Source organism: Streptomyces longispororuber (genome assembly GCF_024448165.1).
In the GTDB taxonomy this organism is placed as follows: domain Bacteria; phylum Actinomycetota; class Actinomycetes; order Streptomycetales; family Streptomycetaceae; genus Streptomyces; species Streptomyces longispororuber_A.
Genome location: NZ_JAMOLN010000095.1, coordinates 1 through 14,304, shown reverse-complemented (window position 1 = coordinate 14,304; position 14,304 = coordinate 1). Strand labels below are relative to the sequence as shown.

Annotated in this window: 11 protein-coding genes and 2 CRISPR repeat arrays; of the genes, 10 read left to right on the top strand and 1 reads right to left on the bottom strand. The window is 69.8% G+C overall.

The window, feature by feature from the left end; genetic code table 11:
• Positions 1–376: 376 nt before the first annotated feature.
• Positions 377–733, top strand: coding sequence for a hypothetical protein (locus M4J07_RS25225; RefSeq protein ID WP_255975291.1), 357 nt, complete (start codon positions 377–379; stop codon positions 731–733).
• Between the two features lie 89 nt (positions 734–822).
• On the opposite strand, the gene M4J07_RS25220 is transcribed toward M4J07_RS25225, so the two are convergent.
• Entirely contained in the window at positions 823–1,365 is a 543-nt protein-coding gene (locus M4J07_RS25220; RefSeq protein ID WP_255975290.1) for an NUDIX domain-containing protein, read from the bottom strand.
• Between the two features lie 195 nt (positions 1,366–1,560).
• On the opposite strand from M4J07_RS25220, the gene M4J07_RS25215 reads away from it, so the two are divergent.
• From M4J07_RS25215 to M4J07_RS25175, 9 genes are all read left to right on the top strand, one after another.
• Positions 1,561–2,538, top strand: a complete 978-nt coding sequence (locus M4J07_RS25215; protein ID WP_255975289.1) for a replication-relaxation family protein — start codon at positions 1,561–1,563, stop codon at positions 2,536–2,538.
• Between the two features lie 152 nt (positions 2,539–2,690).
• Complete coding sequence (locus M4J07_RS25210) at positions 2,691–3,242, top strand: topology modulation protein (RefSeq protein WP_305128150.1); 552 nt, start codon at positions 2,691–2,693, stop codon at positions 3,240–3,242.
• Between the two features lie 31 nt (positions 3,243–3,273).
• Positions 3,274–3,411, top strand: a complete 138-nt coding sequence (locus M4J07_RS25205) for a hypothetical protein (protein ID WP_255975287.1) — start codon at positions 3,274–3,276, stop codon at positions 3,409–3,411.
• Positions 3,412–3,851: 440 nt separating this feature from the next.
• A CRISPR array of direct repeats spans positions 3,852–4,307; the repeat unit is 29 nt; unit sequence GGGACCATCCCCGCGGGTGCGGGGAGCAC.
• A gap of 93 nt (positions 4,308–4,400) precedes the next feature.
• Positions 4,401–6,321: a CRISPR direct-repeat array (repeat unit 29 nt; unit sequence GGGACCATCCCCGCGGGTGCGGGGAGCAC).
• Between the two features lie 192 nt (positions 6,322–6,513).
• The gene (gene cas3 / locus M4J07_RS25200) at positions 6,514–9,459 is read left to right on the top strand and encodes a CRISPR-associated helicase Cas3' (protein ID WP_255975286.1); all 2,946 of its coding nucleotides are present in this window, start codon (positions 6,514–6,516) and stop codon (positions 9,457–9,459) included.
• A gap of 269 nt (positions 9,460–9,728) precedes the next feature.
• Positions 9,729–11,429, top strand: a complete 1,701-nt coding sequence (gene casA, locus M4J07_RS25195) for a type I-E CRISPR-associated protein Cse1/CasA (protein ID WP_255975285.1) — start codon at positions 9,729–9,731, stop codon at positions 11,427–11,429.
• Positions 11,426–12,127 (top strand): type I-E CRISPR-associated protein Cse2/CasB, encoded by a 702-nt coding sequence (gene casB, locus M4J07_RS25190; RefSeq protein ID WP_255975284.1) that lies wholly within the window; start codon positions 11,426–11,428, stop codon positions 12,125–12,127. Before casA ends, casB begins: the two co-directional genes overlap by 4 nt.
• Positions 12,124–13,338, top strand: coding sequence for a type I-E CRISPR-associated protein Cas7/Cse4/CasC (cas7e, locus tag M4J07_RS25185; protein ID WP_255975283.1), 1,215 nt, complete (start codon positions 12,124–12,126; stop codon positions 13,336–13,338). Before casB ends, cas7e begins: the two co-directional genes overlap by 4 nt.
• Entirely contained in the window at positions 13,335–14,078 is a 744-nt protein-coding gene (gene cas5e, locus M4J07_RS25180; protein WP_255975282.1) for a type I-E CRISPR-associated protein Cas5/CasD, read from the top strand. The genes cas7e and cas5e overlap by 4 nt, the downstream gene beginning before the upstream one ends.
• On the top strand, positions 14,079–14,304 hold a 226-nt coding region (locus M4J07_RS25175), incomplete at its 3' end, for a type I-E CRISPR-associated protein Cas6/Cse3/CasE (RefSeq protein ID WP_255975281.1). It lies immediately after the preceding gene.

Sequence of the window (14,304 nt, the reverse complement as noted above, 5' to 3'; positions counted from 1 at the left end):
CCCGAAGTCGGCAGGGCAGTTGTGTGCGCTGGCGGCACGATGTGGACTCCGTGGATGACGAAGCCGGTCCGCTATCTGATCGCATGTGCCGCGGGCGTGCGGACGGTACCGAAGGGACAACCAAGCGTCGTTGGGCGTGAGCCTGACGGTGATCGCAGAAGCCATCCGTATGCGGAATGAGGCCCTTTGGGTCTGGCCGGTGGTGACGGTGTCCGACGCAACCTGAAAGGTTGCAGGTACACCCTGGGCCGGAAGGTCTGCAGACTGCCACCTGAGCTTCGGCGACGGAGCGTGTGTTGCGACGTCGGCTTGCTCTCTGCCGATCACCACACTGTCCGTAGGGGGAATTACTGTGCGTACTTTCAGGAACAGGGCGGTGTCCGCTGTGCTCGGTGGTGTCATGGCCGGGGGGCTCCTCCTCGCGGGAGGGTCACCGGCTGCCGCGGCCTCCTGCAGCGTGACGGCCGGCAATGTGCTGAAGACGGGCGGCGGCCAGGTCACCGGGTACGGCGCCTGGACCGGGAGCGGCTGTGGCTACATGGAGATCAAGATTCAGCGCAAGGTCCTGGGGATCTGGTTCACCGCGAACAACGACGGCTGGAACGCCAGCGGCGACAGCTCCGGCAACATTTCCCTGCCGGCCGGGTGCAGTGGTACTTACACCTGGCGGGTGTGGCTGGACGGGGAGAATACCGACAGCAGGACCGGCCCCACCAAGTCGATCACCTGCTAACGCTCTGACCGCACACCGGGTTGCGTTCCGCTCCGTGCGTGGCGACCCGGCACGGTTCACCGTGCCGGGTGAACGGTAGCCGCACCCGCTCAATCGAACAGCATGCCGATCGAGGAGCCCTGGCCGCCCGAAAGAACGTGCGCGTCCTTCAGCGGGATCCAGGAGCACTCCCACGGAATCGTCGGCTGCGTGCCGCGCTGGTCTTCGTGACAGTTCCACCGCTCCGGGGTGGGCGTCGTCGGTTCCAGGTGGAAGACGTGGCACCGCTGGATCTCGTAGCGGTACGGGATCATGTCGCAGGAGAACTCGCCCAGCCTCCGCACGACCTTCAACCCGGCCAGGCCGGTTTCCTGGTGCGCCTCGCGCAAGGCCGCCCTCTGCGGGGTCTCGCCCGGCTCGATGCCGTCGGCGGGTACCTGTATGCCCGCCAGGGCGTGGGCTGGATCGGTGTGGCGGATGATCAGGATCCTTCGCCGTCGATGATGTAACACACTGCCTTGTCCCTGATGGCCTTCTGCGACGTTGTCACCGCGCTCCTTGTGGGTGGTCCGGCCCCCGGTGTCCGGAGGCAGATGGTTGACGCGCGACGGACTCTTGCACTGGTGCCGTTCGTCGGGATCCGTCGTCCCCACCAGCGGGGGAGGGGCCCGTGATGGGTGCGGCGGGACCCATGGTGGCCCGTCGTGCCGTGTCTGGGGTGACCCGCAGTCGCAGTTCTCTGGGCGCGAGTTTTCTGCAGCTGCGGTTGGTGCGGAGGTTCTTGGGAGTGTGCGTAGGGGGTAGGTGCTCTTGTGGCACTGGTCGGGGATCTGGGTGGGGGAGTGGGGATGGGTTCGAAGGGCGCGTTGTGGCCGTATGGGTCGACGGGCGCCTTGCGTGAGGATGTCCTGCGCGTGTTAGGCGTGTTGAAGGTGGTGACGGCTGAACAGGTGCAGGAGTTGACGCGGCCGCACCTGTCGTTGCGCCATCCTGATCCGCACCGCGGCCGCCGGACAGCAGCGCACCGCAACGCGGCTCTCGACCTGGCACACCACGGCCTGGTGGTATCCGAGGGGCGCAGCCGGCAGGGCCGGAAGCTGTATGGGCTGACGGCGGCCGGTCTGGAGGCGGCCGCCGGGGTGCTGGAGCGGCCGCTGGCCGAAATGGGGTCGATCGCCCGGGGCGCCGCCGCGCACGGCGCCGCACACGCCCTGGACGTCAACGCCACCGCCCTGGCCCTGCTCCAGCCCCGCCCGGCCGAGGGCGCGGTGGAGCAGTTGAGTCCGGTGGACCGGGCCGTGCTCGAGGCCCGGCCGGCCGGACTGGGGAGCCTCGAGGCGATGAGTACCGAGGTGGCACTGCCGGTGACGGGCACGGATGCAGAGCCGGGCCGCGGCTCGGTCCAGGCCGATCTCCTCCTCACCGCGCCCGAGCACCATCTGCCACTGATGTTCGTGGAAGTCGACCGTTCCACGATGGTGCCCGAGCGGGTCGCGGAGAAGATCCGCCGCTATCAGGCGTATCTGGAGCGCCGGGACAGGCAGGGCCGTCTGTGGTGGCGCAACCGCTGGCCCGTGGCCGACGGGGCTCGGCCCGTCGTCGCGCTGGTGCTGAGCGGGCGCAGCGAGGCCAGTGTCCTGAGCCGTGCGGCGGTCGTGATGAACCTGGCTGCCGCCCTGCAGCCGTCCTTCCCCGTCATCGGCACCCCCCTCACCCGCCTACGTGAACGGGGCCCGTGGGGCGAGACCTGGTGGAATGCGGCCGACGGCGGCCGGCCCCGTTCTCTGGACCGCGCACTGGGCCTGCCGTCGCCCCCTCCCGCATGACCCACTCGCCACCGCTCGGCCCATGGCCGCGCGCCTGGCCCTTCCGAGGAAGCGGGATGGCGCGGGGCGCCCGGGCCTTAGCCGCACCGGTCTGGCTCTCATTTGTAAGACCGTGCTCCCGAACGCCGGATCCTCCGAGCGTGTCCCGGAGGATGAGTCTGCCGGACACCCGAGCCTTTCTACGCTGGAGCACCGTGAAGAAGGTCGCCATCGTCGGCTGCGGAGGCAGCGGCAAATCCCACGTGGCCCGCGAGCTGGGCACGATCCTCGGCGCCCCGGTGACACACCTGGACGCCGCGTTCTACGACGACCAGTGGAACGCCCTGCCCATGGACAGGTTCACCGACGTGCAGCGCGAGTTGGTCGCGCAGCCGCGATGGGTGATCGACGGCAACTACAACTCGACACTGCAGGTACGGCTCGAAGCCTGCGACACGGTCATCCTGATGGACGTGTCGACCGTGGCGGCGCTGTACGGGATCTTCTCCCGGCAGATCCGGCACGGGGCCGGGCACAAGGGCAACGGTGTGCACAACCGCATCCACTGGGGCGTGATCAAGTACGTCGCCACGTACCGGCGCAGGATGCGGCCCCGCGTGATGGCGAAGATCGAGGAGTTCGGCTCCGGCGCCGATGTGGTGCTGCTGGCCAACCGGCGCCAGACGCGGCGCTGGCTGCGGAAGGTGGCCGTCGAGCAGCCCTGACCGGCCCGCGCCCCCGGTCAGGGGGTGCGACATGAACGAGCCCAACCCGTTTCTGGACCCCGTCCGACAGCGAGAGCTGTACGGACATGCCTCGCGGCTGGCCGGACGGACCAACGCCCTGATGCGCGCCAAGGCCGCCGGCCACCTCACCGCCATCACCCTGTCTTGACCCGGAAGTCACGGACCTTGACTTGCCGGTCGCTGCTGCCGCGGGAGGCTGCGGCCGTGCTCCGCCGCTGCCCAGCTCGCCTTGACTGCATGGGTGACGCCGGTGATTGGCCGCTGCGGGCCATGGACGGAAGAGATCATCGACACGATCACTGAGTGAACGCGAGTTCGCGTCATCGAGCTCTGAGCGCACTGGCCAGGAGCCCAGGCACGGCAGGGCCGGTGCTCCGGGACCGGAGCCGTCAACGAGCTATGGCAGATTGCGGGTTGCGCTGGCATACCTGCTCTTTTGCCGTCTCGTGTCTCTGGTCGGCTGAGAGTGGAACCGGCAGCGACGGTGGAAAGTTGCCCCCTCCAGGGGCTGGCTCGTTGAGTCAGGTCGGGAGGAGTGGCGATCTGCGGGGAGCACAGTCCGACCATGCCGAGTGTCCCGAACAGACTGGGACCATCCCCGCGGGCGCGGGGAGCACTGGAGCAGGCCGACGTCGAACCCGGCATGAACGGGACCATCCCCGCGGGTGCGGGGAGCACTACCGACCGGAGTGGGCCGCTACTCCGACAGCGGGACCATCCCCGCGGGTGCGGGGAGCACGTCCCGATCACGATCAACAACCGGGACGGCCAGGGACCATCCCCGCGGGTGCGGGGAGCACGCGTCGACGCCGAGGGTGCGTGCGATGGCGGCGGGACCATCCCCGCGGGTGCGGGGAGCATTCCAGGGAGTAGAAGTCCCGGCTCCACTCCTCGGGACCATCCCCGCGGGTGTGGGGAGCATCTCGTCGTGGAGAAGCGCCCGGCCGGCCCCGGGGGACCATCCCCGCGGGTGCGGGGAGCATTCTTGGGAAAGACCTTGGGAAGTACCTGGGTTGGGACCATCCCCGCGGGTGCGGGGAGCACGACGGGGCCCAAGTGGGCTGGTAGAGGCGCCAAGGACCATCCCCGCGGGGTGCGGGGAGCACGTGCAGTTGCCCGGCCTGGGTGAGGTGGGCCAGGGACCATCCCCGCGGGTGCGGGGAGCACGACACCGGGGCCGTTTCGTCGGCGAGCTGCCGGGGACCATCTCCGCGGGTGCGGGGAGCACAACCGGGCGCCCGCGCACGAACTCCTCCACGTGGGACCATCCCCGCGAGTGCGGGGAGCACTTCACGTTGCGCAGGACGCCGCAGGCCTTGGTGGGACCATCCCCGCGGGTGCGGGGAGCACTTGCGCGCCGACTGCGAGCGAAAGGATCGCGAGGGACCATCCCCGTGGGTGCGGGGAGCACTCGATGATGCGGGACTGCTGGCCCCCGGTGACGGGACCATCCCCGCGGGTGCGGGGAGCACCCACCAATCCCCCCGAAGTCTTTCAACACTGGGGGACCATCCCCGCGGGTGCGGGGAGCACGTTCCGGGCCGACGTCGCCGACCGCCTCAAGTAGGACCATCCCCGCGGGTGCGGGGAGCACGAAGCGCACGACCGTGACCTCCTGGCCGAGCAGGGACCATCCCCGCGGGTGTGGGGAGCACGGCCTTGAGCAGACTCTGGAAGCTCGCGTCGAGGGACCATCCCCGCGGGTGCGGGGAGCACCCCTCGGCCTTCCATAGCTACCCCCGGGGGTAGGGACCATCCCCGCGGGTGCGGGGAGCACCGGATACGGGTTCCGTTCGGTCTCACGCCATAGGGACCATCCCCGCGGGTGCGGGGAGCACTCGATGGGCCCGATCTGGACGTTCTGGCGCCCGGGACCATCCCCGCGGGTGCGGGGAGCACTCCCGGCCATGATCGCCCACCCATGCCGTGAACGGACCATCCCCGCGGGTGCGGGGAGCACAGTCTGCCGGCGGCGTCGGTCGCGCAGCTGACGGGACCATCCCCGCGGGTGCGGGGAGCACCCGACCGCGCTGGGATTCTCCACCCGGATGAAGGGACCATCCCCGCGGGTGCGGGGAGCACGCCATGATCTGGTCGATGGGCCCGATCTGGACGGGACCATCCCCGCGGGTGCGGGGAGCACACACGGGGTGCGAACGAAACGCGGCGATAGGTGGGACCATCCCCGCGGGTGCGGGGAGCACTCCCGATCCGGTAGCCGGCCTGACCTCCTACGGGGACCATCCCCGCGGGTGCGGGGAGCACGGTTCCAGCCAGAAACGCAGGTGTTCCTAGCTGGGACCATCCCCGCGGGTGCGGGGAGCACCAGTTGGAGTCCCACTTGTTGACGATGTTCGGGGGACCATCCCCGCGGGTGCGGGGAGCACGTCGTGTTGACGGGTGGCTGGTGGCGGCCGCAGGGACCATCCCCGCGGGTGCGGGGAGCACATGGCGTCCCGGATGATCTGACGGATGGCCAGGGGACCATCCCCGCGGGTGCGGGGAGCACTCCAGGGCCCGCTTGCCGAAGAACACCGCGAGAGGACCATCCCCGCGGGTGCGGGGAGCACGACCGCTACCGTGAGTCCGGGATCTGACCCGGGGGACCATCCCCGCGGGTGCGGGGAGCACGTCGCCCCGCCCGGCCGGGACGCTTCGACGAGGGGACCATCCCCGCGGGTGCGGGGAGCACATCTTGCCGAGGGCGAGGCCGGACTTGAGCCGGGGACCATCCCCGCGGGTGCGGGGAGCACGTAGTCGTACCCTTCCACAACCGTGCGCTTTCGGGACCATCCCCGCGGGTGCGGGGAGCACCCAACGCCATCCGTATGGACAACGGCACCGACGGGACCATCCCCGCGGGTGCGGGGAGCACATCCGGCTGCTGCCGCCCTCGATCCTCGAGCCGGGACCATCCCCGCGGGTGCGGGGAGCACGCTCGGGTCGGGCGCGAAGTGCGCGTACCTCAGGGACCATCCCCGCGGGTGCGGGGAGCACAGGTCGGACAGGTCGGCCGCGATGACGAGCTCGGGACCATCCCCGCGGGTGCGGGGAGCACTCTTCGTGACCTGCAGTGTTATCGACGGAGTCGGTGTGGTTGGGCAACTTGTTTCGATCTCGACATTAGTCGCAATCTGGGTATATGGGGTAAGGGTTGGTGGTGGGAGTGGGAGGTGGCTGGGTGCCGAAGTCTGGGGTGAGTTTCGTTGTTTTGCCTTCATCGTAGGCGAGTTGCGGATATTCATCTGGCATGAGTGGTGTGGGGGATTCTCGCGCGGACTTACGGGCGGGGCTGGATGGTCCAGTGCTCACGGTGTGGGCGAAGCATGATCGTGACTGTGACGGGTGGCTTCCGTTGTGGCGGCACTTGGACGACAGTGCCGCGATCGCTGGGCTGTTGTGGGATCGGTGGCTGCCAGTCGCGGTACGGAGACTGATCGCGGCGGATCTCCCGCGCGGCGAGGCGGATGCCCGGCAGCTTGCGGTGTGGCTGGCCGGCGTGCACGACATCGGCAAGGCGACCCCGGCCTTCGCCTGTCAGGTGGAGGAACTTGCGGACGTGATGCGTGCCCAGGGTCTGGCCATGCGGTCACGGTCGGCGATGGGGGCGGACCGGAAGCTGGCGCCCCACGGACTGGCGGGGCAGGCGTTGTTGACCGAGTGGCTGGAGACCCGGCACGGGTGGTCCGGGCGGCAGGCCGGGCAGTTTGCTGTGGTGGTCGGCGGCCATCACGGGGTGCCGCCGGAGCATGGACAGATCACCGGGTTGGACCACTGGCCCGAGCTGCTGCGCACGCCGGGCCCGAGTGAGGCCCTGTGGCGGCGTGTGCAGGAGGAGTTGCTGGATGCGTGCGCCGATGCGTTCGGTGTGGGGGAGCGGCTTGAGCTGTGGCGGGCTGTGAGGCTGACGCAGCCGGCGCAGGTGCTCCTTACTGCCTTGGTCATCGTGTCGGACTGGATCGCCAGCAACCCGGACCTGTTTCCGTACTTTCCCGAGGATGTGCCGCGTTCGGGTGGTGAGCGGATCGCGCGGGCCTGGGCTGGTCTTGATCTTCCCGGTGGCTGGCGGACCGCGGATGGTGAGGCCGGGACGGGGGAGCTGTTCGCCACCCGGTTCGACCTGCCTGCCGGCGCCGCTGTCCGCCCTGTGCAGAAGGCGGCGGTGGATCTGGCGCGGGCTATGAACGAGCCCGGGATGCTGGTTATCGAGGCGCCGATGGGTGAGGGCAAGACGGAAGCCGCCCTGGCCGTGGCAGAGGTCTTCGCAGCGCGCTCGGGGGCCGAGGGGGTGTTCGTCGCGCTGCCGACGATGGCGACCGGAAACGCGATGTTCCCGCGTCTGGTGCGGTGGCTGGATCGTTTGCCGGCCCCCGACGGGGTGCGCTACTCGGTCCTGTTGGCGCATTCCAAGGCGGCGTTGAACGAGGACTTTGCCGGTCTGCTGCGGCACAGCGGTCCGGTGGTCGCCGTGGACGTGGACGGGTCTGACGCAATGGCGCCGGGTCGACGGCCGGGCGGTTCCTCGTATGGGGCCGGGCCGGAACTCGTGGCGCATTCCTGGTTGCGGGGGCGGAAGAAGGCGATGCTGTCGTCGTTCGCTGTCGGCACGGTCGACCAGCTGCTCTTCGCCGGACTGCGAAGCCGCCATCTGGCGCTGCGGCATCTGGCGCTGGCGGGCAAGGTAGTCGTGATCGACGAGGCGCACGCCTACGACACCTACATGAACGTCTATCTGGACCGTGTGCTGTCCTGGCTGGGGGCATACCGGGTCCCGGTGGTCGTGCTGTCCGCGACACTGCCCGCCCGGCGGCGGCGAGAACTGGCTGCGGCCTACAGCGGACGCGTCGACGCCGGCGGGGAGGCATTCGACGGCGTCGCGGCCTGCCGCGCCTACCCGCTGCTGACGGCGATCGCCCCGGGCGGGGAGCCGGTCTTGTCCACCCCGGCGGCCTCGGGTCGCGCTGTCAGCGTCACGGTGGAGCAGATCGATGACGAACCGGAGGCACTGGCCGACCGGCTGGAGACGGAGCTGACGGACGGGGGCACGGTCCTGGTGGTGCGCAACACCGTGCGCAGGGTCCTGGAAGCGGCGGCGGTCCTGCGCCACCGCTTCGGCGCCGGGCAGGTCACGGTGGCGCACTCCTGCTTCCTGGATGTGGACCGCGCGGCCAAGGACGCCGAACTGCTGCGCCAGTTCGGCCCTCCCGGACAGGCCGCCGGCCGGCCACACACGCACATCGTGGTCGCGAGCCAGGTGGCCGAGCAGTCCCTGGACGTGGATTTCGATCTGCTGGTCTCGGACCTGTGCCCGGTCGACCTGCTGCTGCAGCGGATGGGCCGGCTGCACCGCCATCCTCGGCCGGACGAGAAGCAAGGAGAGCGCCCGCCGGGACTGCGAGCCGCCCGCTGCCTGATCACGGGCCTCGACTGGGACCCGGTGACAGGGAAGGTGCCGAAACCGGTGCGCGGATCGGTTGCCGTGTACGGGAGGTACGCCCTGCTCAGGTCGGCCGCTGCCTTGCTTCCTCATCTTGGAGAAGATCCCCGCCCGATCGAACTTCCCGCCGATATCAGTCCGTTGGTTCAGGCCGCCTACGACGAGGAGGGTGCCTGCCCGCCGGGCTGGGAGCGGGACGTCGCGGCGGCCTATGCCCGGCATCGAGCCCACCGAGCCGAACAGGCCGAGCGTGCGGGCGCGTTCCGGCTGGACGAGGTGGCGCGGCCCGGCCGGCCGCTGTTCGGATGGGTGGCAGCCGGGATCGGCGACGCGGACGACACACGCCAGGGCCGCGCGCAGGTGCGCGACAGCCGGGAGAGCCTGGAGGTGATGGTGGTGCACCGCCGGGCGGACGGATCGATCACCACGGTGCCCTGGCTCGCACCGGACCGAGAGGGCCGCCCTCTCGCCGGACTCCCGCTGCCCACCGATCAGGTACCGACGTCGAGGGCGGCGCGGGCCGCCGCCTCGTGCGGCCTGCGATTGCCGATCCAGTTCAGCGATCCCCGCACGATGGACCAGGCCATCGCTGAACTGGAAGAACTGTACGTCCCTGCCTGGCAATCGAAGGAAAGCCACTGGCTGGCAGGCCAGTTGATCCTCGCCCTCGACGAAGATGGGCGGACTTCTCTGGCCGGGCATGCGCTGCGCTACAGCCCGGCGGACGGACTCGACGTGACACGCGATGCGCAGGGATGAGCACCGTCTGGGAGGTGATGCTCCTCGAACGCTGTCTCGCAACCAGTTGGGTCCGCCGCACCCGTTCCAGGCGGTGCTGGCCACAGCTGAGGCGGCCGATCGCCTGGTGCCGACTGTCACCGAAGCGGCTGCACGGACTGCCGGGTGCTGGTGCGCCCGGACATCTTCGGTGACGCCTGAGCACCCCCACTGTCAGTGCGGCCTGGCAGCATCCGGGCCGGATTCCACCGCCACTGACGCGACACATGATCTGGAGGATTCCCGCGACGATGACGACCCCATTAGCCGAGGGTGAGAAGCCGTCCTTCGACCTCACGACCCGGCCATGGATTCCCGTCCTGGACCTGCCGGGCGCTCAGCACGACCTGTCGTTACGGGAGGTATTCGCACAGGCGGGCCGCTTGCGCCGGATCGTCGGTGACCTGCCGACGCAGGAGTTCGCCCTGCTGCGCCTGCTGTTGGCGGTGGCCCACGATGCGCTGAATGGCCCGCCAGACGTCGACGCCTGGGCGGATCTCTGGGAGGACGAATACTGCTTCGCGCCCGTTGCCGCATACCTGGACCGGCATCGTGACCGCTTCGATCTGCTGAGCCAGGAGACGCCGTTCTTCCAGACGGCCGGCCTGCGCACGTCCAAGGATGAGGTCTTCTCTCTCAACCGGATCGTCGCGGATGTGCCCAACGGTGAGCCCTTCTTCAGTGCGCGACTGCCGGCGGTGGACCGGCTGACGTTCGCGGAGGCGGCCCGCTGGATTGTGCACGCCCACGCTTACGACACCTCGGGGATCAAGACCGGGGCCGTGGGCGACAGCCGGGCCAAGGGAGGAAAGGTGTATCCGCTGGGGGTCGGCTGGACCGGCAACCTCGGCGGGATCTTCGTGGAGGGAGCCACGCTGCGCGAAACGCTGCTGTTGAACCTCCTGGCCGCCGATGCTGTGCACTTCGACATCGATCCCGATGACGTGCCGGCATGGCGGCGCGCGGTGTCAGGGCCGGGTGGCGGGGAGCGGCCACCGACGGGCATTCGGGACCTGTACACGTGGCAGAGCCGCCGCCTGCGCCTGCACTTCGACGAGGGCGGGGTGACGGGTGTGGTCCTGGGATACGGCGATCCGCTGCACCCGCGCAACCGGCACTCCCGGGAGCCGATGACGGCGTGGCGGCGCAGCCCGGCACAGGAGAAGAAGCTGGGGCAGGGCACCGTCTATCTGCCGCGCGAGCACGATCCGGAGCGTGCGGCGTGGCGGGGCATGGCCGCACTGCTGACCGGACAGCCGTCGCCGGGCACAGCAGGCAGTGAACCCGCCGCTGTGTTGCGGCCGTTGGTGCTGGAGTGGGTGGCCCAGCTCGTCACCGAGGGAATCCTTCCACGAGGGTATCTGGTGCGGGCGCGGATCGTCGGGGCACGCTACGGCACCCAGCAGTCAGTGATCGACGAGGTCGTGGACGACTACGTGGCCATGGCGCTCGTGCTGCTGCACCAGCGCGATCGGCGGTTCGCCGACCAGGCGATCGCTGCGGTCGCGGACGCCGATGTGGCGGTCAACGCCCTTGCCGACCTGGCGTCGAATCTGGCCTGGGCCGCCGGGTTGGACAGCGAGCCGCGCCGGTCCATGGCCCGCGCGCACGCCTACGGTGCGTTCGAACAGCCCTACCGCAGCTGGCTGTACCGGCTGGCAGAGTCCGACGACCCCTACGGGCGGCGCGAGGCGTGGCAGAGGGAAGTCTTCGTCCTTGCTCAACAGCTGGGAGATCACCTGCTGGCGGCCGCAGGCGATGCGGCCTGGGTGGGGCGGGTCGTCGATCTCAAGAAGGGGCCCGAGTGGCTCAACTCGGCCCTCGCTGATGGCTGGTTTCGCGGTGCCCTGCGCAAGGGGCTCGGCATCACGGACTCGTCCGACCTTGGAGCGTCTCCCGCGCGTGCCGGCGGGGAGACGACATCCGACACTGCCGCGGAGGCGTCAGCATGACCACCACAGTGCCCAAGTCCGCCCGCGCGTGCGTAGCCGACCTCGCCGCCCGGGATCTGGCCCGCTGGCAGCGCGGCTACCTCGCCGATCAGCCGGACGCGGTGGCGGCCCTGGCCCGGCTGCGCCGTGGAGCCGGCCGTGAGGCCGGGCAGCTACCCGACCTGTGGAGCCTGATCGACATCGGCCCGCTGTACGAACCCGACACTGGGGCAGGCCGGTTCGCCGAGCGGGAACTCGGCCGTGCCGAGGACGCCTTGCACGTCACCCTGACACTGTGGGCGCTGCACCAGCAGTCCCGGCGCACCGGCATGCACCAGGCGCACCGCAGCGATCACCCGCGGGGCCTGGGCGCGGCAGTGCGCCGTCTCATGCTCACGAAGGACAAGAACAAGATCGACGAGTCGCTGCAGAAGCGTCTCGTGCGCGCGGGCACCGCACCTGATCTGGCCACGCTCGCCCAACGGCTGCGCGACCTCGTACTGCTGCTGCGCCGTGAGGACATTGCCGTGGACTACGCCCTGCTCGCAGGACAGCTCTATGTCTGGCAGCACCCCGGTGGCCCCGATGCGGTGCGCCGCGAATGGGGCCGCTCCTTCCACGCCCGGATCGCCCTGCCCGATGCCGGCCAGCAGACATCCGCCCCAGACACCCAAGCCCCAGACACCCAAACATCGGACACCGGTAAGGACGCCTCGTGACGCGCATGTTCCTCGACATTCACGCCCTGCAGACCGTTCCGCCCAGCAACATCAACCGCGACGACACCGGCGCACCGAAGTCGGCGATCTACGGGGGAGTGCCCCGCGCCCGCGTCTCCAGCCAGGCCTGGAAGCGGGCCACCCGCACCTACTTCCGTGACGAGCACTTGCTGGAGCCCAGCGAACTCGGCGTCCGCACGAAGAAGATCGTCGAGGCGGTCGCCGCCCGCATCAGCGACACCCCGAGCAGCGAATCCGTTCCCGCGCTCGACCGGGAGACCGCGCTGAGTCTCGCCGACGAAGCGGTGAAGGCGGCTGGACTCAAGACGGAAGTCCCCAAACGCAAAGCAGATGCCGCCAAGGACACCGACAACCGTGCCGCGCCGGCACCGGAAGCGAAGTACCTCGTCTTCCTCAGCGCCCGACAGCTCGACGGCCTCGCCCGTCTCGCGCTGGAAGGCGCCGCGGACATCACCACATTCTTCAAGGACAAGGACAACAAAGCCCGCGCGAAGCAGATCGCCGACACCCTGCACTCGGTCGACATCGCCCTGTTCGGGCGGATGGTGGCCGACGTCGCCGACATCGGCGTCGACGCCGCCGTCCAGGTCGCCCACGCACTGAGCGTGCACCGCGTCGACATCGAATCGGACTACTACACCGCGGTGGACGACGAGAACACAGACGAGGAGACCGGAGCCGGAATGATCGGCACGGTCGACTTCAACTCGGCCACGCTCTACCGCTACGCCGCCGTCGGCATCCACCAGCTGACCGCGAACCTCGGCCAGGGCCTGCGCGACGACGCATCCAGGAGTACGCCGGTGCGGCGCGCCGTCGAAGCGTTCGTGCACGGCTTCGTCGCCTCCCTGCCGACCGGGAAGATCAACACATTCGGGCATCACACCCTGCCCGACGCCGTCATCGTCACCCTGCGCAGCACCCGCCCGGTCAGCTACGTTTCCGCCTTCGAGGACCCGGTCCGCAGCGACGCCGGGGGACACGTCCGTGAGGCCTGCGAGCGCCTGGCGGCCTACATCCCCGACATCGAGCGCGCCTACGGCGACACGGACACCACCACCAGCTGGGTGCTGCGAGTCGGTCCGAACACGGCCCCCCTCGCCGGGATCGGCAGCGAGATGCCCAACCTGACGGCGCTCACCACCGCCGTGGGACAGGCCATCGTCGAGCAGCTGGAGAAGCCCGCATGAGCGTGCTCACCCTGCGTCTGGCGGGTCCGCTGCAATCATGGGGAGCAACCGGCCGATTCGTGCGCCGCACCACCGAGTCCGCCCCCACCAAGAGCGGCGTGGTCGGCCTGCTCGCCGCGGCCAAAGGCATCCAACGCGACGACACCGTCGGTCTGGCGCCCCTGGCCGCCCTCCGGTACGGGGTGCGCATCGACCAACCCGGCACCCGCATACGCGACTTCCACACCGCACACCATCCCGTCAGCGGCAAAGCCATGCCGCTGTCCGAGCGCTTCTACCTGGCCGATGCGGTGTTCGTCGCCGCCGTCGAAACCAGCGACACACAACTGCTCACCACCTTGCAGAGTGCGTTGCGCCAGCCGGTGTATCCCGCATTCCTCGGCCGCCGCTCCTGCCCACCGGCCGGCCCGGTGGACCTCCACCTCCACCCCGAAGCCACGCTCGAAGAAGCACTGCACGCCGAACCCTGGCAGGCTGCACCGTGGTACCGGCGCCGCCACCAGCACTCCAGCGGCCGCCACGGTCGTCCCCACAGCGTGACGCTCACCGTGCTGCGTGAGCCACGGACGGACGAAGCCGGCGCGGACACCGTGCCCGATCAGCCCGTCAGCTTCTCCCCGGCTCATCGCCGCCACCACCTGCGACCAGTCGTCAGCGACAGCGTCCAGATACCCCTCGCCGGACCCCTGCCCCCGCACGACCCGTTCGACGCTCTTGGGCTCGAGGAGGAGAGCGCCTAAATGTTCCTCACCCGATTCCGCATCAACACCGCGCGCCCCGGAGCACGCCGCCTGCTCGCTTCCCATCAAATCCTGCATGCCGCCGTCATGTCGTCCTTCCCCAACATGCTGCCCAGCGGCACACCACCGCCCGGCTCGCGTGTTCTGTGGCGCCTGGACCACCTACAGCGCACCGAGGTCGTCCTCTATCTGGTCAGCCCCGAGCGCCCCGATCTGACCCACCTCG